Origin of the sequence: Brachyspira murdochii DSM 12563 (assembly GCF_000092845.1) — a bacterium.
Classification (GTDB): domain Bacteria; phylum Spirochaetota; class Brachyspiria; order Brachyspirales; family Brachyspiraceae; genus Brachyspira; species Brachyspira murdochii.
Genome location: NC_014150.1, coordinates 2,060,771 through 2,085,045 on the forward strand (window position 1 = coordinate 2,060,771; position 24,275 = coordinate 2,085,045).

Genomic DNA, 24,275 nt, shown 5'->3' on the forward strand with positions numbered 1-24,275 from the left:
CAATTATTTTTTACAATTTATTGATATGAATTTTTACTTAAATTATTATCTTTAAGTTTTAAAACAAAAAAAGATTCAGGAGAAATCATATGAAAAAAATAATTTCTTTTTTATTTATCTTAGTATTATCAATTCCTCTTTATTCACAAACTTCAAGATTTACAAGGCTCACTCCAGAAGAGCTTACAAATCTTGCAAATCCAAGAAGACTCTCTCATAGAATATTTTATACAAAACCGTCTCAAGGTCCTAATGCAAAATGGTTTGATGCTGTAAAAGAAGGCAATCTTGATGAGATAAAAAGAATGGTAGAAGCAGGTCAGAATATAGAAGTTCAGGATACATACAGCTTAAAACAAACTGCTTTAGGCTGGGCTGCTTTTATAGGATATTTGGATGTTGTGGAGTATTTGGTATCTAAAGGTGCTAATTTATATGCCGGAGATACTGCTGATGTTACAAGTGCTTTTAAATCTGCTATACTTGGAGGCAATATTAAAGTAATAGAGTATTTATATCCTTTATACAATGGTAAATTAAATCTTAATGAGCAGGATAAAAGAGACGGAGAAACAATGCTTATGGTAGCAGCAGGAAACAGCAGAGAAGATGCAGTTAAATTTTTACTTGATAAAAAAGTTGATGTAAATATAGTAAGTAAACAGTTAAATAAATCAGCCTATACATATGCATGTGAATCAGGCAATCAGAATATAATTAAGATGATAGAGGCAGCGGGCGGAATTAATGTACGTACTGGAAAGGCTTCATGTAGATAGTAGATAATAATATAAAGCAGATAAATTATAATAATTAATAAAAAATAATGGGACTTTTTATAAAAGAAAAGCCCCATTATTTTTTAAAAGTTTTATCTATTATTTATTAATAATAAAGAATTTCATCAGATCAGCAAGTTTTTCAGTTTCTTTTTCCATATCGATAACTATATCAGCATTTGTTTTTACCAAGGCAGTATTTTGTTCGGCACTAATATCGACACTATTAACAGCAATTTGTACTTCTCTTGCCGAAGCGTCCTGCTGAGTGGAAGATTCAACCATTTGACTTACTATATCGCTGCTTTCTTTAGCCTTATTTGTTATATCTTCCAAAGCGTTCATAGTTTCTTTTATTTTACTGTTTCCTTCATTGATTTTTTCTATACTGTTATTAACTATACTAGTAATATTTTTTACAGATTCCTGAGAAGTCTGAGCTAGGTTTCTTACTTCAGCTGCTACAACAGCAAACCCTTTTCCTTGTTCACCAGCACGTGCTGCCTCTACAGAAGCATTAAGAGCAAGTATATTAGTCTGCATTGCTATATCATCTATCATTTTTGTTATATTTGATATTTCAGCAGTTGCTTTAGTAATATCTTCCATAAGAGCCATGGATTCTTTTGATAAATTGTAGCAATGCTCGCTTGAATCAGTAAGAACTTGTATTTTATCATTAGTTACTGCTATATCATTAGTTGTTTTATCTATTACTTTTAATGTATTTGTCATAGTTTCATTTATAAGTTTAAGATCATCTCTCTGTTTTTCAGTTCTGTTTGAAAGATCTGCACTTCCCGCACTAACATTCTTGCTTGCATTTTCCATAGCATTAGTAGAATCTAATATTTGTTTTATTATATTTGACAGTATATTCTGAGTATTTTGAATAGAGTTAAATATCATTCCTATTTCATCTTTTCTTTTGCTTAATGCTTCGTTTTTATATGAAGTTAAATCTCCGCTGCTTAATTTTTCTGAAACATGTAATATTTTTAATATAGGATCTATCAAACTTTTCTTTATTAAGATATTTATTATAATTAAAAATATAATAAGTACAAAAATAGCCAGTATAGATGTTATAACAGCATTTATTATATTTTCTTTTACTATAACCATCTCTGGCACACTTACAAGAAGCACTATTGAATTATAATTATCCTTTAATGAAGTTAAAGGTACTATAATATTAAACATTTTTTTTCCGTCTATTTTGTTAATAAAAGAATACTTGATACTATTTTCTACAGCATTCATTATTTGACTTGCATTATCAGTATATATGCTTGAAATCTCTTTTCCTATGTTCATAGTATTTGTAGAAGCAAGAATAGTACCAGACTGATTTATCAAATAACCTTCCATACCTTCATTAGTAGATATAGCAGAAACTATTTTTACCAAATTTGCAGCAGAAAAATCCACACCAACCATACCTAAAAACTTTCCGGAATTATCAAGTATAGGTTCAACAACACTTACAGTAAGTACAGTATCAGCTCCTGTATAAGTATCATCTTTTTCTACATCGCTTATATAAAGCTGTTTAGTATCTTTTGGTATAGTGTAGTAGTCTGGATTTGCATCAAACTCTTCCTGATAAACTTTATCATAAGTAACGGTATTATCATCATAAAAAAATGCAGGTCCGTATCTTCCGTCATTTTCAGAGCCGTAATCAGTATCTATAAAATCATTGTCTCTTCCGTCAAAGGCATTTTTCTCCCACATCTCATATATAGCAAATAAGTTTTTATTGTTTTTAAGAATTTCTCCCAAAACTTCAGCATGCGATTGTCTTGTAACTGAAGAATTTAATACATCATTTTTTAGAGAAAGAGATATAGTTTTAAGCATAGATATATATGATGCCATTTCTCTTTCTATATCTTTAGCATAAGTACTAACCATATATTCAGCTGAAGCAAAACCTTTCTCTTTTGAATTTGAAATATTATGCGAAACCATATATGATATAATAGTTATGAACATTATTAGTATTGATATGCTTAATAATACAAATATTTTAAATTGAAGTCCTAATGATTTTTTATTTTCCATAAATACCCTAAATAATTTTATTTTAGTAGTATAATAATATATTTAATCAAAAAAAACAACAATAAAATTTTTAAAAAACTGATTATTTTTATTATATATTATATATATAGGCATATTTTTTATTTTATTGTAAAGATTATTTTACTCTTTTTATTTTTATTCCGAATTGTGCTTCAACTATATTAATAAGTTCAGGGAGTTTCTGTTCGGCTATCATTTTTAATTTTTCTCTTTCTATATTTTGAGCTGGAGTACCAAGCATAATAGAATTAGAAGGAATTTTAACATTTGACATTACAGCAGTTCTTCCTCCGAATATTACCCTGTCTCCAAGTGTAACATGGTCAGCTAAAGCAGCCTGTCCGCCCAATGTACAATGATGACCTATTTTTGAACTTCCTGCAATACCTACCTGAGAAACAATTATAGAATGCTCTCCTATGTCGCAGTTATGAGCTATCTGAACCAAATTATCTATTTTTACGCCCTCTCTTATAATTGTAGAACCCAATGTAGCTCTGTCAATACATACATTAGCGCCAAGCTCAACATCATCTTCTATAACAACATTTCCTCTCTGAGGTATTTTCATTTGTCTGCCATTAACTTCAAAGAATCCAAATCCGTCATTTCCTATAACAGTAGATGATCCTATTATAACTTTATTTTTTATAATGCATCTGTCATGTATAACAGCATTAGCATATATTATGCAGTTTTCACCTATAACTACATCATCACCCAAAAATACATTGGCCTCTATAACAGAACCTTTTCCTACAGAAGTATTTTTTCCTATATGCACATTATCTCCAATGTAGGCATCAGCATCTATATTGGCATTTTCTTTTATAACAGCCGTTTTTTCAATAGTTCCCAATGGGTATTTTTTATCTTCAAATAGAAAATAAAGCAGCTTAATAAATGCTTCTTTTGGGTTATTATATATTACAGCTGTTTTACCTTTCAAATCTTTTATATTATTGTATGTTTCTTCTCTTAATATCAATGCATTAGCAGTACTCTCTAAAGCAGATTCTATATATTTATTATTATCTATACAAACTATAGAGCCTTCTGTTATTTGATTTATAGGAGAAAGAGAAGATATATCTTTATTTTCATCTCCTATTATTTTTTGAGCATTAATAAACTTGCAGATATCTTTTAATTTCATAAATACTATTATCTCCGTTTATTTTATAAAAATATCAAAACTAAAATGCATTATATATATTTCTTTAATGCATTTTAGATGATATATTTATTTTTGTAAAGAGGCTTTAACATTTGCTATTACTGGTTCTGTGATATCAAAAGTTCTATCAGCATATAGTATAGAGTGTTCTGTTCTTTCAAGTATTAAAGTATATCCTTCTTTTTTTACTATTGACATAAGAGCATTTGCAACCTGTCTTTTTACTTCTCCTCTTAAAGAGTAATCTCTGTTGTTTTGAGCTATAGAAGTATCAGTCATATTAGTCTGCATAGCGTCTTGAGTTTTATATTCTTCTAATTTCATTTTTAATTTTTCAACAAACTCTTCATCGCTTGTAAGTTCTTTAATTACTCTTTCAAGATCAATATATCCCACTTTTGTAAGCCTGTATGACTGTGTAAATACTCTAGGGCTAATAATTGATATAACAAGCACTGATATAAATAATAAACTCATAATGTAATATTTTTTCATTTTTATCTCCTTTTTATATAAATTTATATAATTATCATCAAAAACAATATATTTTTAATAGAATGGGTGATTCATAGTAAATGCAATACCCCAGCCTCTTCCAAACCAAGCTCCTAGAGGAGTGAAAGTGTCTCCTTCAAAATCCTGAAGCCCCTTTCCAAATCCTACATCATCTTTATTATATACAAATCTTTTAGCGATGTAAAATCTTACATTAAATATTGGAATTGTAAGTCTTATACCTACTCCTACAGAATATATGTACTGGGAAGGATCAAATATATCTTTAATATCCATAAACTGCGAAGGATAAGTATGAGCATCACCATCCTGATTCCAACCAGTGCTGTTAGGCATCCATAACTGACCTGCATCAAAGAAAGTAACAAATCCAAGGGTTTTAGGTATAATAGGTATACGAAGTTCAGCAAAGAATCTTACTTTAGCCCTTCCATAGCTCCAAGAGTCTGTTGAACCGTCTTCAGCTTTCATATCATAAGTAGATAATCCTCTGTTTTTCTTAAATATAGTGTATTTAGAAGTATCCCAGCCGCGTACATCTTCAAACGGGTTAAGATAGTATAAAACATCTGCATCATTTTGTATAGGAAGTCCCGGAGTTGCTATAATCTGACCTAATTCTCCGTAAAATGCAAATGAAAGCCATTCTGTGGCAGGTACAGCTAAAAATCCAGTTAAATTAAGTCTTGTAAGCTGAGTATGCCCAAAGTAGAAATCGGCTATACCCCTTAAGAAACTTCCTTTAGTAGGGTTTAAATAATCATTTCTGCTGTCGCGAAGAAGTGAATATGATATAATAAATGTAGTAAACCAATCACTCTGCCATCTTTGGAAAGAACCGTCTTTTTTATTTATTCTATGTACTAAATATTTTTTTATGTCGTTTAGTACATAATTAGGACCTGCGGCACTTGCACCTTGGTCATGCCACTGCTGATACTGCTGTACTATGGTATCAAAAGTGATAAATGTAGAGTAATAGTCAGCAAAATAATAACCAAGCCTTACTATACCTTCAAAACCATGTCTTGTATAGTATGAATATTTAGGTATTCCAAAATCACCTGTTCCTATTTCATATCCTGTATTAACACCTTCATTAAAGTATGATAAATCAACTCCCAGATATATAGGCAGATTAAGCAAATAAGGCTCAGCAAAGTTCACCGCTATACGTTTCTGCTGCTCTCCGAGTTCTCCGCTTAAACCTAACTGCAGACCCCTTCCTAAGAAGTTGTTTTCTCTAATAGAGGCAAATATCTTAAATCCGGAACCTGTAGAGAAACCGCCGCCGCCTGATACCATAGCTGTTTTACCTTCAGATACATTTAAAGTCAATTCCATAAGTCCTTCAGCAGAACCTGGTTTTACTCCTAAGTTAATATTATCAAAGAATTGCGTATTATATAATCTTTCCTGTACTCTTTGTATTTTAGATGTGTTAAATACTTCTCCCGGTTTTATATCTATGTATCTTTGTATAACAAAATCTTTAGTTTTAGTATTTCCAGCTATAGTAATATTTTCTATATGAGCTTTATCATTTTCTACTATGTCGTACATTATATTTACTATTTTATTTTCTTCATTAACAGTAATTACAGGTATAACTTGTCTGAATATATATCCTCTTTCAGAGTATTTATTTTGTATACCCTGATAATCAGTCATATGATATGTGTAATTATATAAAGCACCTTTTTTTGATTTTATATCTTTTTGTATATTTTCAGATGATATAATAAAGTTGCCCTTAAATCCTATATCTCCGAAATAATATTTATCGCCCTCTGTGATGTATATATCTATTATTAAGTCCTGTTCATTTTTTATTTGCGGGTCTCTCCACTGATATGTAAACTTTACATTATCTACTTTTGCTTTGTAGTATCCTCGGTCGGCATAATATTTTACAACTTTTGTTTTGTCATCTTCAAATTTGAATTCATTAAACTTTCCCAATGCCATAAATCCGTTTTCTTTAGTTGACATCTGTCTTTTAAGCTCATTAGCTGAAAAATGGGTATTACCATGAAATCTTATGCTTGATACTTTTACCTCATTTCCTTCTACTATGTTCATTTGTATAGTAACATCAGAGCTTTCATTATTTTCTATTACTTTAGGCTCTACATATGCTTTTAAATATCCTTTATCCTGATAATTAGTGATAATAGCATTAACGGCTTCATTAAGTTTCTGCGGTATATAAGGATCTCCTGCCCTCATTATAGGTTTTATTGCATCATTAAGTGCTGTTCTGCTTAAGCGTTTATTACCAATATATTCTATGTCTTTGATAATATATCTTTCAGACACTACAATATTTAATACAACACCGTCATCTTCTCTATTTGCATCAATAGCTACTCTGTCAAATAATTGAGTATCAAATAATTTTTTTATTGCCTCATTTATCTCTGTTCTTTGAAATTTACTGCCGGATTTTATTGGGAAGCTGTTTACTATTTGATCTTTTGTAAGCCTTACTTCTCCTGTAACATCTATTCTTTTTATTACAAGACCTTCATATACAGCTATATTTCTAGCTGTTTTTAAATTTTCAAAATCACTCTCTGCTGATATAAGCAAAGCCGCAGCAAGTAAAAGAAATAAAAATAGAATAATACAATTTTTCACTAAAATCTCCACCGAGTAACTATATTAAAATCTTGTCCTTTTCCTCGTATATCGAAAGGGTTTATTTTATACTCAAAAACAAAATTTGCAAGTTTATAATTCTTTAATAAAGAAACCTCAAAACCGAACTGATGGTCAAAATAATAAGGGTCTACATTTTTTCCATTAATACTAGGTCTTGTTGTATCAACTGCTCTGTAAGTAACATCGTATTTTAAATATAAATATTTAGAAACATATTTACCTATTCCCACGCTTGTATTATCCCATACAGATGTAGGACTTATACTATTATTATTCGTAACAAACAATAAATTATTTACTACTGTAGGGCTTAAGTTAATATAATCTATGCCTAAAAATTGTCTTACCCATCTTTCTACGGGTCTTAGCACTGTACTTCTTAAAAGCAAATCGCTGTAATTCATAGTAAGCTGCTGCAGCTGATTATTATTAATAGAACTTCTGCTTGAAGTGCTTTCAGCAAACATCTGGTCTTCTCTGCTTCCGAAACTTCCCTGAGGTATGCCAGCAAGCTGATTAACCTGATACTGTCCTAAAGCAGGTATAGTATAGAATCTTACTGGAGAAAGTCCGGAGTTTTGAGAAGATATCAATTGAGAGAGCCTTGCATTCATTTCCATATATAAAGTTACACTCTCACCTGCTATTTCGCTTTCAAATGACTGAGATGAAAGATTGGCAGTTGAAGGGTAATATTTTTTATATGTATATGCTGTAGCTGTTATTATAGGGTCCAAACTATTATTAGGAGGGAAAGTAACAGAACCGTTTTCAAGCTGATATATATTTTGAAGATAATAAATACTTCCTCTGTCTACATTAACAGTACCTGCAAGCTCTATTCCGTCCATAAGAGTATTATAAACTCTCATCTTTGAGCCTTCTTCCAAATATACATCGCCTACTAAATTATGTGCTACTCTTACCTGACGCCAAGCCTCTATAGTAAAGTCCCAATAAATTTTACTTAATATGCCGTAAACTCTTTCTTTGTACGTGCTTCCGGAAGGTAAAGTAGAAAGCTGAACATCGCTTTTCATAAGTGTAAGTATTCCGCCTATTCTAGGAGCTGCTATATTGCCTCCTACTGTAATATCTACATGCACAGGTCCTTTTACTTTAGCAATACCCAAATTCATATTGCCGTCTAAAAGTCCAAGCTGCTCATCTGAAGAAAGTAAATCAAATGCCATATAGTTTATAGTATTTTTAAAAATTTCAGCTTCTCCAGTTACACTGAGATTTTTCTTTTTCTTAGATGTAAAAGTTAGATTATTTACATTAAACATATGTCCGTCAAAATTAAAATCTACTATAGTATCATCAAATACATCATTAAAATATGCTATCTTTACTCTTCTTCCATGACCTAAAAATCTGCCGTCTATAGCAACATTATCAGCATCTCCATGTATATGGGCATACAATGTATAAGGCTTACCGTCTATCATAAAATTGGTAGGCGATGAATGTATTTCTGTAAATAATACATTAAATATTTCAAATACTTCTACATTGATTATGTCTGATGTAACTAGCAAATCTACCTGATCTCTTTTAGTATTTTTTATTATGCCGTCTATATTAAGCATATTATTATTATCATAGACATATATTAAGTCTGTTCGTGTTCCTTCTTCTTCTTTAGTGATAGAGCCATTAATACCATGTTTTTTTGTGTTTGTAAATGTAATATCTTCTCCGTTATATGTAACTATTGTTCCAAACTCCGGAAGTTTTCTTTTATTTATTGTTATAGGTGTAGTTTGTACCCTAAACTCCTGTCTTCCATCCGGCAGCCTTCTCATGTTATAATCTATAGTGCCTGAATATGAGCTTAGAAAAACTATATTGTTTACCTCTACTTGCATATTTTGCAAATCTTTTGAGAAATAGGCATAAGGTATTTTTATCTGCTGTTTTTTTGTAAATGCTTTGGAAGTAACCATTCCGAAATCGCCCGTTTTGGTTACAAGTATATCTTTTAATTCTAATTCATCTTTTTTATAATAACCAGTTAAAGAAATATCAAATCTCATACCCGGTATTTGAAACTCTTTAACATCAAATTTTTCAAGATATACTACTGGACTGTTCATAAGCCCTATTACGGTGGCATTTGCTGTAAGTATTCCGTATGCTTTACCGCTTATATCAAAAGGAAGCTGACTTACAGTAACTTTTCCATATATATTATTTTTATTAATAGAAGCATCTAATGCAAATATGCCGTCATTTTCTATATCTTTTAATAGGGCAGTGAACTTACCTATACCATCGCTTGAAGTAAGTATACCGTTTCCAGACACTCTATTTTCTCCATAATCGAGCACTATATTGGTAAGCATTATACTTTGATTAGAAAGCTCAAACTGGGTATTTAAAGCAAATATAGGAGCTAAGTTTTTATTGGCTTTAATATTACCGTATATATATATAGGCTCTTGAGTATAGTTATTTATATCAACATCAACATTTATATCTATATCTTTTATGCTTAAAGTTTTTGGGGTTTTAATGTTTAAATCTAATAATCCGTTTGTTGCCATTACTCCGCTTGCTATTATTTCTGATTTATCAGTAGAAGCGTAGATTATTCTATTTCCGTTTGTAGATGTTGTTGTAAAGCCGCTTAATCCGTAATTACCTGCTGGGGTTCCTATATTACCATTTATTTTTACATTGAAATTTTTATCATACTCTATTTTGGCATTGGCATTTATACCGCTGTCTTCTGAAAGTCTGTAGTATATGTTATCTATATCTATGACATTCTGATATGCTGATATTCCTATTCTTATAAGATATTCTTCTGTATATATTTTCCTAGATGAAGCTTTGAGTATATGAACATTTCCTTTGCCTTCTGTATACATTGCATTGCTTAGGCTGTAGTTTACATTTAATGATGATAAATTATCTATTATATTTTTGCCTAATAATACTAAAAATATATCCTGAGGTATTACACCTTTGGCTTCCGCTAATATTGGTTTTGTTCTATCAAGAGAGAAGCTCATATTAAAAGGCTGTTCATATTTACTAGGTATTAAATTAAGTGCTATGTCTTTATCATCTCTGTTGTATAAAAAATCAAATGACAAAGGATTTGCTAATGTATTTGCATATGTAAAAGATGATATTGTAAATCTTGATCTTATTTCTTTATCATCTACAGCAGTAGGCTTTAAATAAAGTTTTGTAGATAATTTTTTAGCCCCTGCATTTATATCTTTAACATTTAATGATATAACACTTGATATAGGATCGCTTAAAGGAACTATACCGCTTGCTGTAATATTACCATCTAGGGCATTTATACTGGCATTTGAAAGTATTATACTGTTATTTGTAAGCTCAGCATTAACCGCCGCATTGAATAGTTTATCACGTACATTTAAGTCAAAGTCTATATATGAGTTTGTTATATTTTTTAGAGAATAATAGCCGTAGGCGTTAATATCTGCATCTCTGAAAGTATTAATATAATTACTTACAGAAGTTATTTTTTTATTGTCCAATTTTACAAACTTATAAATAATAGGAGTATCTAAAGCTATATTCATAAATTTATATATAGTATCTTTTTTTATTTTGATATTTGTAACTGAAAAATTAATATCTTCATTATTATGATTATAATTTAAATTGATAAAGTCGTATTTATTTTCATTCTGAAGACTAGCCTCAATTTTATCGTATGTATTTGTTATAAATAAATTGTATTTAAATAAATCTCCATTTTCATCTTTAGCATATATTAATGTGTTAATATCTGATAAATTAGTTGTACTTTCTGAAGCAAGATGAACTATTGTTTTATCTGGTAAGTTCAAATCATATGACAAAAAATATCCGTAATCTCTAAAGTTGCCGTACAGAGAATTAAGAGATACTTCTGTTGTAGTATTATCATCAATCACTTTTGCTGAGAAGTTTTTTATATTGATATTTTTATCCATAAATATAGGAGTTATACTATTAACCGTATCTCTAATACTTTCATATATATTTTTTTTATTTGTACTTTCACTTTTTAATATAGATGTATCAAAAACAATAGGGTAAAAGTCAGCATTATCAATATTAATATCGCTTAAAAGATAAAGCGGATCTCTCTTTATAAATATCCTAAGAAAATTAAATCTTAATGAGGCTTTATCCATATCAAAGAATGCATCTTTACTATTTTTGGAATAAAGTTTAACATTATCCAAAACTAGCTCTAATTTATATGATATGCTTATATCTGATATAGATATGTTTATAGGACTTACTTTATTGATATATTCTATAACATTATCAAGATATTTCTGCTTATTTGAAAGCACTATAGATACGCTAAATAAAGCAGGTATCATAAAAGCCAGCAAGGTTGTAGCTATATACATTCTAAACCTAGAGTATCTATCCTTTTTACGCAATAAAAAGTCCTTTTTTAAAAATTATTTACAATTATTTTTTATACTATAATATAACCTATTTTTAGAAAAATTGTTATATCATTAATTATTAATTATCGGAATTTGATTTTTTATATATTAAAAACTTGTAATTTAGTATTTTGAAACTTGTTTGTACATTAAAATAGATTTGACAAATAATAAAAATCAAACTATAATATTATATACGTAAAAATAGTTTATTATTCAGGGGTATATGTATGTTAAAACAGCTTATAAGAAACAAAATAGATATAGTTGATAGTATTGATAATTGGCAAGAGGCTATAAAAAAAGGTGCGGAGCTTTTACTTGAAAATAAGTGTATAGAGCCTAGATATGTTGATTGCATTATAAAAAACATCAAAGAAACTGGACCTTATATTGTGTTGGGTGACGGAATGGCTATGTCGCATGCCAGACCGGAAGATGGGGTTTTGAAAAATGGAATTACACTTTTAAAAATTAAAAATGGTGTAGATTTTGATGAAAAAAATAAAATATTTCTGTTATTTACTTTGGCAGCTGAAAATAATGAGAATCATCAAGGCTTAATGGAAGAAATTGCAGATTTGCTTAATGAAAGCGAAAAAATTAAAAGAATAATGTATGATGATTTAACTGATTTAGAAATATACGATATCATATTGCAGTAAATTTTTTTAGTTATTATTTTTTATACAGCTTTTTCTCATATATCAAAGTTGTATTTTGTATCTGCTCTATGTACTACATAATTTAAGGTTTTGCAAATATATATAAACAGTTCATTTTTTTACAAACTATATTTGCTTTAGTATATATAGATTAAGATGTAGTTTTTATTTATTTACCGATTTTAACTATAAAAATAATTTTGACAAAACTTCATTTTTCTTATATAGTTTTGACATTAGGAGTATGACCATCATGGAATTATATCAGGAAAAATTAATTAATGCTTTAAAGATGTATCAAAATGATTTTGATAATATGGTTAATTCTTTTTATGACAGTAAAGAAAATTTTGACAGTTTAATAAAAAAATATTCATGTGAAAGCGAAGATAATGTTGATAAAAATTATTTATTAAGAGCAAGACTTGCATTTGCAATTTTGTATTATAAGAATATTAAAGCTCTGAAAAAAGAGGCAGTAAAAAATATAATAATTCATCTTTTTGAAGAAGAGATAAAAGACAGAAAAACATCAAAGTATAAAGGCATAGGCATATCATTAGAGGTTTTAACATTTCTGCTTAATAAATACAGTAAGGATAATAAAGCATTATTCAAACAGGCTAAAGAAGCTAATACTGACTGTTCAATAGGATATGACAGCGATGTGAGATTTGAAGATGATATAGAAAAATTAAATATACTCTATACTATACACTATGCTTTGGAGCTTGGATTTAAAGATTTGTATTATGAACTTATAGATATATGGAAATCTTCTATAAAAGTGTGGGACAGAATTAATTTAGAGAGATTAAGAGATTTTGAGATTGAGGTTGGAAACAAAGAGGGAGAGCTTAATGCAAATAAGGAGTTGTATTTTATTGCAAAGGATAATTATGAAAAAAATAAGAAAAATGTCCTGCTTTCAAAAAAGAATTTATTTTATTTACTTTCATACTTGGGTAATTATATAGAAAATCTTGTAAGGCTTTCAAAATATAATGAGGCTTATGATACTCTCGCAAATAATATTGACGATATAAAAAATATAGATGCATTTTATAATATTAATGCTGGAATACTAATCGTAGACTGTGCTTTAAAAATTATTCTTAATAGAGATAATATTGATAAAGATAATGTATTGTGGAAATTTGTAAAGATAGCTTTTAGTAATGAGCATTTATCATATGCTAAAACTGTGTATGATAATTTTATAAAATGTGCTGAAAAAATGAATGATTTAGAAATGAAAGAGAAAGTTTTGAAATATATTAATAATTAAGCTCTTGCGGCAGTTAATACTCCTATTTTATTTATACATTTTAGCTTTTTAATTTCTTTTGATATTTCATTTAAAGTGCTTCCAGTAGTGATTACATCATCTATTATAAGCAGATTTATTTTATCTTTTAAATTGTAGATACTATTTACTTCAAAAGCATTTTGTATCATATTTATTCTTTCTGTTTTACTATTTAAAGAGCTTAATGCTTTGGTTTCTTTTTTACGAATAATTATATCATCAATTAAATTTATATTTAGAATTTTTGATATATTTTTAGCAATGATTTCACTTTGATTGTACCCTCTTTCTAATAATCTCTTTTTTCCAAGGGGAACAAATGTAATGGCATCATATTTTAATATGTAGTCTTTATAATAATAGCTAAGCATTGCAGCAAAATCATGACATATTAAATATCTATGAGAAAACTTCATCTTATGAATAATATCTGCTGCATAATTTGTATAGTAAAGCATAGACTTACATTCATCAAAATAAATATCCTCATATTTACATAGGCATATAGAGTTTATATTTTCTAAAATTTTACCGCATCTTTGGCATCGTATATATTCATCTTTATGTATATAGTCTATTTTTTTATTGATGCAGTCTATGCATATGTAATTCATATTGCCGCTTTCTATAATATTTCCGCATATGATGCAGTGATTTGGAAATATTATAGATGCAATATTTGAATATAAGTATTTTATAATTTTTTTGTGCATTATTTTATTTGTATCATAGGAGTAACACCAGAGCCTGATACTTGAGGCATTTTACCGTCCCATTTTTCTATGTACATTCTCTGTATTAATAAAGGAGTTAAAGATTCCTGCATAATTCTATTAGCTTCAGAAACACCTTTTGCTTTAGTAATTTCAGCTTCTGCCTCATATCTTACTTTTTCCAAAGCATTTTGTGCTGTTAGAGCGTCCTGTGAAGCTATTAATTTTCTCTCTATTGCTTGATCAAATTCATCAGAGAAATCATGCTCTATAATGGAACAAGCAGCAACTGTTATTCCGTAATCATCAAAATCTGCCATAACCTCTTTTAAAAGTTCTGCTGCCATTTCATTTCTTTTTGTTATAAACTCTTCTATAGTATATCTTGCTGAAACTGCATTAAGGCTTTCAGATATTCTAGGATTAATTAATTTGTTTTTATAATCTACTCCGAATTTTCTGTATAAATCCAAAGCGTCTCCTCCTATAGAGTACTGAACATTTAAAGTCATAGATATAGTCTGCATATCTTTTGATGATACTGAATATGTTTTTTCTACAGTCTGCTCTCTTACTTCCATAGTTTTTATAGTGTCTATAAAAGGTATTCTGAAATGAAGTCCCGGCTCTTCCTGAGATATAGCTTTACCGAGTCTGCTTCTTATTCCTATTTCACCAGTAGATATAATAGTAACACTTGAAAATATTAAAAACCCTACTATTAATACAACAGGCAAAACTATAAAAAGCACAGAATGTAATTTGTTTGAACTAATATCGATAATTCTCATAAACCTCTCCTTAAAAATTATTATAAAAAATAATAAATGATAATAATATTTTTTGCAAGTTTTTGGTTATATTATAATAGTATTATTTCGTACTATAATTAAGGCTTGATTAATTATATTTTGATTATTACTGATAAAAAAATATGTATTGTATATATACTGGAACAATTTCATTTTGTCAATTGATGTACATTATATAGAATTATCAACTTTTTTGCCGCACAAAAAAGTTGCAAAAAACGCAATTACTAGAACTTTATATTTTAAATATATGTATTAAATGTATGGTAACACCTAAAATTTTGCTTAAAAATGCAGTTCTTTTGGTTCTTTTATACCAATAAAAGAACTGGGGTGCGGGGCAAAGCCCTGCAAATATTTAAAATTAAAAAAATTAATTTTGACAAATTATAGTCGTTTAGGTATATAATAATAAGATATAAAATTAATGATTGATTATAAAGCAAATATAACATGCTTATTTATAAAAATACGTATTAAAATATAGTAAAATATTTATTGCATTAAGAAAAAAAATACTATATAATTTATTATTGTTTTTAAGGATATAATTCATTTTATGATTGGCAGTGTTTGCTGATTTGTCTATATTGCTAGTAGAATATAATAATTGTAAAACAATTTTTTAATATAGATTTTTATATTTATTGGAGTCTTTTTTATGAAAATGCTAAACAGAGTGTTAATATCTGATGACGGTCATAGAATGTATACATATATCTTTATACCAGATGCTAAGCCTAAAGGCATTGTTCAGATAGTTCATGGGCTTGGAGAGCATGCAGGAAGATATAAAGAGTTTGCTGAAAAATTAAATGAAGCTGGTTTTTTAGTTTGTGCTGATGATCATAGAGGTTTTGGCAGAAGCACTGTGAGTAAGGATCAAATAGGGCATATAGCCGATGAAAAAGGATATGAACTAATAATAGAAGATTTAAAACATTTAATGGTTAATACCAAAGCTGATTATCCTAATATACCATACTTTATGCTTGGTCATAGTATGGGGTCATTTCTTACAAGAGGCTTTTTAATAAAATATTATAAAGATTTAGACGGTGCTGTTATAATGGGTACCAGAGGAAAAATGAAGGGTATAGAGAATTTTGGAAAGGCTATAGCTAATTTTCAAAAATCTATATTCGGCGGAAGAAAAAGAGCACATCTGCTTGATAAGTTATCTGTAGGAGGATACGGAAAAAAATTCTTCCCTAAAGAAAACTCATCTTTTGCTTGGCTTACTTCAGATAAAGAAGAAATTAAAAAAGTTCAGGAAGATGAGTATTTTGCAGATAAGCCTGCAAGTATAGAAACATATATACAAATGTTTGAGCTTATTGATAAAATTTCAAATAAGGATAATTATTCTTCTATGAATAAAGATTTCCCTATACTTTTAATATCTGGAGATAAAGATCCTGTAGGTGATATGGGAAAAGGCGTTAAATGGGTATATGATATGTATAAATCATTAGGCTTTAAAGACGTTAATATAAGTCTTTATAAGGACGGAAGGCATGAAATACTTAATGATGTTCAAAGAGATGATGTATCTAATGAGATAATTGCTTGGCTTAATTCTCATATAGCATAATATTTTTTGAATAATATAGGTATAATTTTTCCTATAAGCCTACACATTTTTGGAATATCATTCTTTCATTATTTGAAAAATTATACATTATCATTATAAAAACTGATTTTTAATATGTATTCATCTTCTTTACTCACAGCCGCCTCATTTGATATTCTGTTTAATCCATAAGGCTCTAAATATAATGCTAATATATTATTATTATCTTCTGAAGTTATTACGGGTATTGTATTTCTTTCATATGCTGGTATTTTTAAATCTATAAAAATTTTTCTTAAATATTTTTTGTGATTATCAGGATATGCATATATAAAATCTCCGTCTTTTTTGATTCTTATTATAATTGGGTATTTGGCTTTTATATATAGACATTCTCTATAATCAATATCTTTATTTAAAACTCTTTTTACTTCTGCTTTTTTATCTAAAAAGTTATATACTCCGTCTTTATCTATTTTTATATAATTATATTCTTCATTTTTTATTTGTATTGGTTTTATTTTTATAATATTATATTCTTTTATGATATGGCAATTATCAAGTCTTAATTTAATATTAGGCTTATCAGATTTTATTATATTTACTATTTCAATAACTCTTTTTTCTGTTATTTCTATATTATTTTTTGCTAAAAGTTTTATTATTATTTTTTTTATAAAAATACTTTTTATGTTTTTGATTTTTTCTATATTAAGTTTTTTATTTTTTTCGGATATATTTTTTTTGTATAATTTATTAATTTTTTTTCTTAATATATAAGTTTCTTCATAGCTTCTTTTTGCAAATCTTATAATATTTGTTTTGGCATTTGTATTTATTTCTTCAAGCATTGGTATTATTAGATTTCTTATTTTATTTCTTGCATAATAATTTTTTTTATTTGAATAATCTTCTCTGTGAGTGAGAGAATTAACTTGAGCATATATTTCAATATCTTTTCTGTAAAAGTTTAAAATAGGTCTTAAAATATATCCTTTTTTTCCTCTTAAACTTTTATAAACATTAGTTCCAGCCCCTTTAATCATTCTGTAAATTATAGTTTCAGCTAAATCATCTTTATTGTGTGCTATTAAAAGATAATCATATATTTTTTTATTATAAAGCTCTTCAAAAAAAGCATATCTGTCATTTCTAGCTTCAAGCTGTATATTCTTACCTATATAACTGTTTTGCGGTATTTCTTTAACATATATATCTATATTGTATTTCTTAGCCATTTCGCGGGCAAATAATTCATCGTTAGTAGAATCTTCTCCTCTGAGATTATAATTAACATGTATTATTATTAAATTGAATGACAGATCATCTTTTAATCTGTATGCAATATTAAGCATAACCTGAGAATCAATCCCTCCCGAATATGCTACAGCTAATGTTTTATTTTTTATATCATCTATATTTGAAAGTAAAAATTGTGAAGTTTCTTTTATCATTATGTTATCCATTAAGTTTATAATTTAAATGCATTAATTTTTTCATTAACAATTATTTTTCTTTCTTGTATATTTATATTATCATTTAAATATTTATCTGATAATATTTCACTATTTACATCATAATCTTTTAATATATTTTTAGAATTGGCATAGCAGTATATGCAGCCGTTAGTGCATGTATTATACATACCTATATCGATACTTTCAATACAACTGCATAATTTTCTTTGAGATTTATCTTTTTTTTCTTTTATAGGATAGCATAATATTTTTTGTATTCTATCTTTATCTATGCATGAAGATTTTTCTGTTATATCAATATTTTGAGAACAGCTCTTTAATTTTATATTATTTTTTTCTGATATATCTTTTAGAGTTTTTATTAATGAAGTTTTTTCATTATTATTTATGTTTTTAATATTATTTTTTATTTTGGAATATATTTCAACAAAACTAAATATACATTCATCGGTATATCCCTGTAAACTTTCAGAAAAGTTTTTAAAATTATTTATATGATAATCTGTATCAAAATCATCATTTAATATAATAGGGTCATATCTCCATACTATTTTTTCTTTTCCGAATAATTCGCTTATTTTAATAAATTTTTTTATTAATAATTCTTTATCTGGAATATTTTTTTCTATAGTTTTATCATAAGGTGTAATAGTAAAATGAATATAAAACTCATAACCCAAATTATACACTTCTTTTAAGAAATCTATATCAGGATTTTTTGACCAAAATACTATTATATCTACAATATTTTTATTTAAAGGTATTTTATAAAAATTGTTTTTGTTTATAGGGTTTTGAGTGATGACATAACCTTCTTTTAATCTATTTAAAAACCATTTTGTATGAAGAGAAGGTATATCAGTACGCCTGCTTGCACTAATTATCATTTTATATTGAGATTATAATACACCAATTTTTTTTCTTTGCGATAATTTAAATCCGTATGCATCATGACCTGGGTATAAAAGAGTATCATCATCTAAAGCAAATACTTTCTCTTTTATGCTTTTTTCTAATGTATCATAATCACCAGTAGGAAAATCAGTTCTTCCTATGCCGTATGCAAATATTGTATCTCCGCAAAATAAATGACCTTTAGTATAAAAACAAACTCCGCCTTCTGTATGACCCGGAGTATGTATTACCTTAAACTCTATATCTTTTAATTTGAAAGTATCACCGTCATTAAACTTTTCTTCAGGGCTTTGGCAGGTTATAATATTTCCAAGGTATGCACTTACATTTAAATTAGGGTCTTGAAAAAAATTATAATCAAGATTATGAACACAATGAGGAACATTAGGAAACTCTTTTCTTATATCATCAGCACCAGATATATGATCAAAATGTCCATGAGTATATATTACTCTTACAAGTTTTTTTCCGTTTAGTAGTTTTTTATAATCATCATATCCGAATGATAATTTAGCCATATCTATTATCATAGCCTCATCATCACAAGACACTATGTAAGAGTTCATTCCGTACATATTTATATTTATGCAGTCCACTTTTAATTCGCTCATTATTATTTTCTCCTAATTTATTTTATCATTATTATCAGTAGTTTCCTGAGATTTCTCACTTTCTCTTCCGTTCTGTGTAAGAAAAACATCCATAGTATCAAGCATTCCAGCTAAAGTGTTATACTTTATTATTTTTCTTGTCTTATCATCTTTTTCGATATATGCATTTATTGTAGGGAAAAATATAGCAAAAGGTATTCCCTCAATTTTTATTTCCATTTCATAGCATTCTTTTTCTTCTGAGTTTATTTTGATTTTTTTAATTCCGTTATTTACTACAGATACCTTTACTTTATTGTCTTTTGAAGCTGTAGGCATGACAATATTCATTGTATTTGTTATATCAATAGGAAAAGTTCTTGCTATTTGATATGCTCCATACATAGAAAATATTGCTAAAGATCCTGCATCATTTGTATAATCAATTTTATCCCTTATATCAAATGTATTTTCTATTGTACCGAAATCATGGTAGTCTATACTTTTATTATAAACTGTACGCATATTAGATAAATCTATTATAGAATACATCTCAGACTTTCTGATATTTGTCATCATACTTTCTTCTAATAGAAAAGGGTCTTTTAACTTATTTGTAACAAAGCCTTTAATATATGTTTCTTTAATATTCCAGTATCCTTTGCTGTCAACTGAAGTTTCTGTGTATACTATTAAAGCATTATTCTTTTTTCCGGATACACCTTTATGAACAAAGTATTCGCTTTTTTCAAAAGATGGAATATTAGTATAGGAATAATACTGTGCTGATAAAAATGAACTTAATATAAAAAAAATTATTAATATGTTTTTCATTGTCATATGATAAACCCTAAAAATACAAATTTCAATACATATTTATAATATTTTTATTTGTTTTTTAATATATTGCCCTTTGTATCTATAATAACAATATTATTATCAATTTCTATTTCATATTTGTTTTTCTTTTTTATTATTCTGTATATAGTAAAGTTATCATATTTTTCTTTTATAGTATTTATAACTTCTTTTTCTATAATATTATCTTCAGCAAGTTTTTCTATTATACTGAATGCTATTTCATTACCGTTTCCTATAATAGAAGTCCATTCGCCTCTTGAAGTAAAGTTTACAGAACTTCCGCCTTTAAATACAACGCTGTATGATGAAGTAAATGTTGTCTTAAAAACATAATAGTCATTAAAATATGTTTCTATAAAGTTTTTTACTTTTTCTGGAAGTTTTTGATATGGTATAATATCCATAATTGTAATCTAATAATTTATTTGCTAATTTCGCTTTTTTCTTTTTCTATCATATCTTCTAAATATGCTTTTAAGAAAATATAATTATGAGCATCATCAAGATTTTGATTATTTTCAATTTTTTTATTTAAAAATTCAACTAATTCTTCTTTTGTTTTCATGATAATATCCTTTGATAGTTTAGTTATTTTTAAACCTTATAATATTATTTTTAGTATGTCAATATATGCATTTAGTTTATTGATAAGTTAATTTTCTTTTAAATTTTTAGGCTTTTTTTATTTTTATAATATTGCCTTCATAGTCTATATAAATATATTCTTTATCATCTGCCTTAAACTCTATTCCTTTTCTTCTTTTATATATATTATTAATAGTTTTATATTTTGATTTAATTATATTTATTATTTTATAGTCAATAAACTTTTCTGCGGTGCTAATATCTATTGTTTGTCTGTTTCCTATTACAGAAATCCATTGACCTTTTCTATTAAAGTTAATTGATGAGCCTCCTTCAAAAATTACGGTATATTTTGAAGAAACTGATGCTCTATACACTTTATAGTCTTTAAAGTATTTATTTACAAACTCTTGAATATTTATGGGTAAAGAAGTGTATGGTATAAAGTTAATATTTCTATCATCATCATAAAATATAAAAGAAGAAGATACTATATATATAAAAATTAAATAAACATAAAATACATTTCTCTGCATAAAAATATATCCTTAAATTTATACTTAAATGATATAGTAAAATATAAATATTTCAATACTAAATAAAAAAGTAAATTTTCGTACTTTATCTATTGACAAAATAATAAACATGCATATAATACACATCTTGTATATAGTACGAAAGAAGACTATTTTAAAAAGGAGTTTATCATGATTAATATGACACAAAATACTAAAAACATGGAAAAATCTTTTTTTAAGTATGTTTTGCCTGCAATAGCCTCTACTATGCTTGGAGGACTTTATATAGTTGTTGACGGTTTTTTCGTAGGAAATTCTATGGGGGATAATGGGCTTACCGCTATTAATTTGGTTTATCCAATAGGTACTTTGATTGCCGCATGTGCTGTTATGCTTGGCATGGGAGGCTCTGTTATAATGTCTACATATTTTGGAGGAGGAGATAGCAAAGGTTTTAATAAAGCTAAATCAAATACTTTTATTACTTTAATACTTGCAAGTGTTATATTAACTGTTATTTTGCTTTTATTAAAGAATAAATTAATATATCTTCTAGGTGCTAGAGATAATGTATTTAAACTTGCTGATGAATATATTACGGTTATAATATTAGGAGGAAGTTTTCAGATAATATCATACGGGATCATGCCTATGATAAGAAATTTAGGAAAAACCATTCATGCAATGGCATTTATGGTAGCAGGGCTTATAACAAATATTATACTTGACTATTTATTTTTAATGGTTTTAAGATTAGGAATGTTTGGAGCTGCACTTGCTACAATAATAGCTGAAGGCATTGTTGCTTTGATATCTCTATATTATTTATTTATAAGAAAAAAATATAGAATAAAATTATCAGACTTTGACTTATCAATGACTAAAAGAGCAATTCAAATAGGACTTTCGCCTTTTGGCTTGGTTATGGCACCCTCTTTGATAGTGATATTTAATAATTGGCAGTGTATAAAGTACGGAGGATATACAGCAGCTTCTGCATATTCGGTTATAAACTATATATACGGCTCTGTTATATATTTATTTGAAGGTATTGCTGAGGGCTGTCAGCCTATGATAAGCTATTTTAAAGGTGCTAAAAGAAATGATCTTATGAAAAAAGTATTTAAAAAAGGAGTATTATTTGCATTGATAATTGCCTCAATTATTTTAAGTATAATTTTAATATTTAAAAATAATTTTGGTATTTTATTCGGTGCTTCTATAGAAACTAATGATATTATAAGCAAAGGATTAATTTTAATATCTGTATCATTCATACTTCAGCCTATAGTAAGATTAGGAACAGCTTATTTTTATTCTTCGGGTGAAAGCAGATATTCGGCACTTTTAACTTATATAGATCCTTTATTCGTAAGTCCTTTATGTATATTAGTACTTCCTTTGTTTTTTAATCTTGACGGAGTATGGCTTGCATTGCCTTTTTCACAGTTTATATTAATTGTATTATTTATATTTATTTTCTATAATACAAATATAAAAGATAAAGATTTTATAAAAAAGACAGTATATTAAAATAAATAGTTATAAGATAAATTAAAGATATGGGCTTTAAATAATATAAAGATTAATTATTATTTAAAGCCTATAATTTTTTAAAAAATTACTGAAGATATAAACATAGATATAAGTTTTATTATTATCAATAGGGCTAATGAAAATACAGCAGAAGTTAATATAAACTTATTAGCTTTTTCTATATGGCTTATTTTTAGATCTTCTAAATATTCACCTACTAAAGGTCTGTCGTACATTTCACCATCTTTTATATATTCTCCTCCAAGCTCTATATTGAGTGCTCCTGCAACACTTGCTTCCAATCTTGCTTTATTATTTTTTCCGTCTCTTTTTAATGCTGTAAAGGCATTTTTATATTCATATCTTAATATTCTTGATGTTATAATATGAACAATAGATGTAAAGAAAGAAGGTATTATATTTAATATATAGCATAGTTTTATATTAAATATTCCAAATATATCATCGCTTTTATTTTCATCTATATATACAGTGTCTGAAGAACTTTCAGATAATTTATAAATGGTTTTATACGCTATACAAAGAGGAGCTCCTCCCAAAAGTAAAAATATTGCAGGATATATATAATCTTCAGCAATGCTTATTACAGTATATTCAATAGTATTTTTAATAATCTGTTCTTCTTCAATATCTTCTGTATCTATATCAGTATTTTCTTTGAGCAGAGATTTTGCCTTTTTTATATCATTATTTTTTAAGCTATGATATATACGAGAGCTAATCTCTAGCGGCTTTCTAATGCCCAATGTAATATAACATAATGCCAATTCTATTATCAAGCCTAAAAGAAAATGAACTTTGTATAAAAGCATTAAAAGAAAAAAAGGTATTAAAAAACATACGGCTATGATTATTAAAGAGGATAATGTTCCTACAGCAAATGGAAGTATATTATTTTTATTATTTACTTTTTTTCTAAATAAATCTTCAGCTATAAAATGAAGTCTTGATACAAATACAAAAGGATCAAATTTTACATTTTTAATAAATATATTTAGAAGAAAAGATATAGGTAATATTAAAAGTATTTTCATGTTAATTT

The 24,275-nt window shown here is 27.3% G+C and carries 20 protein-coding genes; 5 read left to right on the top strand and 15 right to left on the bottom strand.

Annotated elements, in window-relative coordinates; all coding sequences use genetic code 11:
• Positions 1-89 precede the first annotated feature (89 nt).
• Entirely contained in the window at positions 90-779 is a 690-nt protein-coding gene (locus BMUR_RS09065; RefSeq protein WP_013114271.1) for an ankyrin repeat domain-containing protein, read from the top strand.
• A 99-nt stretch (positions 780-878) separates the two neighbouring features.
• On the opposite strand, the gene BMUR_RS09070 is transcribed toward BMUR_RS09065, so the two are convergent.
• The 5 genes from BMUR_RS09070 to BMUR_RS09090 all read right to left on the bottom strand — a co-directional run bounded on the left by BMUR_RS09070 (position 879) and on the right by BMUR_RS09090 (position 11,585).
• Positions 879-2,846: a methyl-accepting chemotaxis protein gene (locus BMUR_RS09070; RefSeq protein ID WP_013114272.1), complete on the bottom strand. Its 1,968-nt coding sequence runs from the start codon at positions 2,844-2,846 to the stop codon at positions 879-881.
• 136 nt (positions 2,847-2,982) lie between these two features.
• Entirely contained in the window at positions 2,983-4,023 is a 1,041-nt protein-coding gene (gene lpxD, locus BMUR_RS09075; protein WP_013114273.1) for a UDP-3-O-(3-hydroxymyristoyl)glucosamine N-acyltransferase, read from the bottom strand.
• 87 nt (positions 4,024-4,110) lie between these two features.
• Positions 4,111-4,539: an OmpH family outer membrane protein gene (locus BMUR_RS09080; RefSeq protein WP_013114274.1), complete on the bottom strand. Its 429-nt coding sequence runs from the start codon at positions 4,537-4,539 to the stop codon at positions 4,111-4,113.
• A 54-nt stretch (positions 4,540-4,593) separates the two neighbouring features.
• Positions 4,594-7,200, bottom strand: a complete 2,607-nt coding sequence (gene bamA, locus BMUR_RS09085; protein WP_013114275.1) for an outer membrane protein assembly factor BamA — start codon at positions 7,198-7,200, stop codon at positions 4,594-4,596.
• Positions 7,200-11,585 carry a translocation/assembly module TamB domain-containing protein gene (locus tag BMUR_RS09090; RefSeq protein WP_041750105.1) on the bottom strand — a complete coding sequence of 1,462 codons (4,386 nt, stop codon included), beginning with the start codon at positions 11,583-11,585 and terminating at the stop codon, positions 7,200-7,202. The genes bamA and BMUR_RS09090 overlap by 1 nt, the downstream gene beginning before the upstream one ends.
• 302 nt (positions 11,586-11,887) lie before the next feature.
• Here BMUR_RS09090 and BMUR_RS09095 point away from each other — a divergent pair, with 302 nt between their 5' ends.
• Both BMUR_RS09095 and BMUR_RS09100 read left to right on the top strand, forming a co-directional pair.
• The gene (locus tag BMUR_RS09095) at positions 11,888-12,322 is read left to right on the top strand and encodes a PTS sugar transporter subunit IIA (RefSeq protein WP_013114277.1); all 435 of its coding nucleotides are present in this window, start codon (positions 11,888-11,890) and stop codon (positions 12,320-12,322) included.
• A gap of 253 nt (positions 12,323-12,575) precedes the next feature.
• Positions 12,576-13,610, top strand: a complete 1,035-nt coding sequence (locus tag BMUR_RS09100) for a hypothetical protein (protein WP_013114278.1) — start codon at positions 12,576-12,578, stop codon at positions 13,608-13,610.
• Here the strand turns inward: BMUR_RS09100 and BMUR_RS09105 are convergent.
• Both BMUR_RS09105 and BMUR_RS09110 read right to left on the bottom strand, forming a co-directional pair.
• On the bottom strand, positions 13,607-14,344 hold the full coding sequence (locus BMUR_RS09105) for a ComF family protein (RefSeq protein WP_013114279.1): 738 nt from the start codon (positions 14,342-14,344) through the stop codon (positions 13,607-13,609). The genes BMUR_RS09100 and BMUR_RS09105 overlap by 4 nt on opposite strands.
• Entirely contained in the window at positions 14,344-15,135 is a 792-nt protein-coding gene (locus tag BMUR_RS09110; protein ID WP_013114280.1) for a prohibitin family protein, read from the bottom strand. Before BMUR_RS09110 ends, BMUR_RS09105 begins: the two co-directional genes overlap by 1 nt.
• A gap of 682 nt (positions 15,136-15,817) precedes the next feature.
• Here BMUR_RS09110 and BMUR_RS09115 point away from each other — a divergent pair.
• Positions 15,818-16,750: an alpha/beta fold hydrolase gene (locus tag BMUR_RS09115; protein WP_013114281.1), complete on the top strand. Its 933-nt coding sequence runs from the start codon at positions 15,818-15,820 to the stop codon at positions 16,748-16,750.
• Positions 16,751-16,830: 80 nt separating this feature from the next.
• Here BMUR_RS09115 and tilS read toward each other — a convergent pair whose 3' ends face one another.
• From tilS to BMUR_RS09145, 7 genes are all read right to left on the bottom strand, one after another.
• Positions 16,831-18,183 carry a tRNA lysidine(34) synthetase TilS gene (gene tilS / locus BMUR_RS09120; RefSeq protein WP_013114282.1) on the bottom strand — a complete coding sequence of 451 codons (1,353 nt, stop codon included), beginning with the start codon at positions 18,181-18,183 and terminating at the stop codon, positions 16,831-16,833.
• A gap of 17 nt (positions 18,184-18,200) precedes the next feature.
• On the bottom strand, positions 18,201-19,094 hold the full coding sequence (locus BMUR_RS09125; protein ID WP_013114283.1) for a DUF1848 domain-containing protein: 894 nt from the start codon (positions 19,092-19,094) through the stop codon (positions 18,201-18,203).
• 12 nt (positions 19,095-19,106) lie between these two features.
• Positions 19,107-19,733, bottom strand: coding sequence for an MBL fold metallo-hydrolase (locus BMUR_RS09130; protein ID WP_013114284.1), 627 nt, complete (start codon positions 19,731-19,733; stop codon positions 19,107-19,109).
• A 12-nt stretch (positions 19,734-19,745) separates the two neighbouring features.
• On the bottom strand, positions 19,746-20,546 hold the full coding sequence (locus tag BMUR_RS09135) for a hypothetical protein (protein WP_041750107.1): 801 nt from the start codon (positions 20,544-20,546) through the stop codon (positions 19,746-19,748).
• Between the two features lie 53 nt (positions 20,547-20,599).
• A complete protein-coding gene (locus BMUR_RS09140) occupies positions 20,600-20,977 on the bottom strand; it encodes a PepSY-like domain-containing protein (protein WP_013114286.1) in 378 nt (125 codons plus the stop codon).
• A 17-nt stretch (positions 20,978-20,994) separates the two neighbouring features.
• Entirely contained in the window at positions 20,995-21,138 is a 144-nt protein-coding gene (locus BMUR_RS14765; RefSeq protein WP_013114287.1) for a hypothetical protein, read from the bottom strand.
• Between the two features lie 106 nt (positions 21,139-21,244).
• The gene (locus BMUR_RS09145; RefSeq protein WP_013114288.1) at positions 21,245-21,694 is read right to left on the bottom strand and encodes a PepSY-like domain-containing protein; all 450 of its coding nucleotides are present in this window, start codon (positions 21,692-21,694) and stop codon (positions 21,245-21,247) included.
• Between the two features lie 171 nt (positions 21,695-21,865).
• Here BMUR_RS09145 and BMUR_RS09150 point away from each other — a divergent pair, with 171 nt between their 5' ends.
• Positions 21,866-23,209 (top strand): MATE family efflux transporter, encoded by a 1,344-nt coding sequence (locus tag BMUR_RS09150; protein WP_013114289.1) that lies wholly within the window; start codon positions 21,866-21,868, stop codon positions 23,207-23,209.
• Between the two features lie 80 nt (positions 23,210-23,289).
• On the opposite strand, the gene BMUR_RS09155 is transcribed toward BMUR_RS09150, so the two are convergent.
• Positions 23,290-24,267 carry a cobalamin biosynthesis protein CobD/CbiB gene (locus tag BMUR_RS09155; RefSeq protein WP_013114290.1) on the bottom strand — a complete coding sequence of 326 codons (978 nt, stop codon included), beginning with the start codon at positions 24,265-24,267 and terminating at the stop codon, positions 23,290-23,292.
• Positions 24,268-24,275 lie beyond the last annotated feature (8 nt).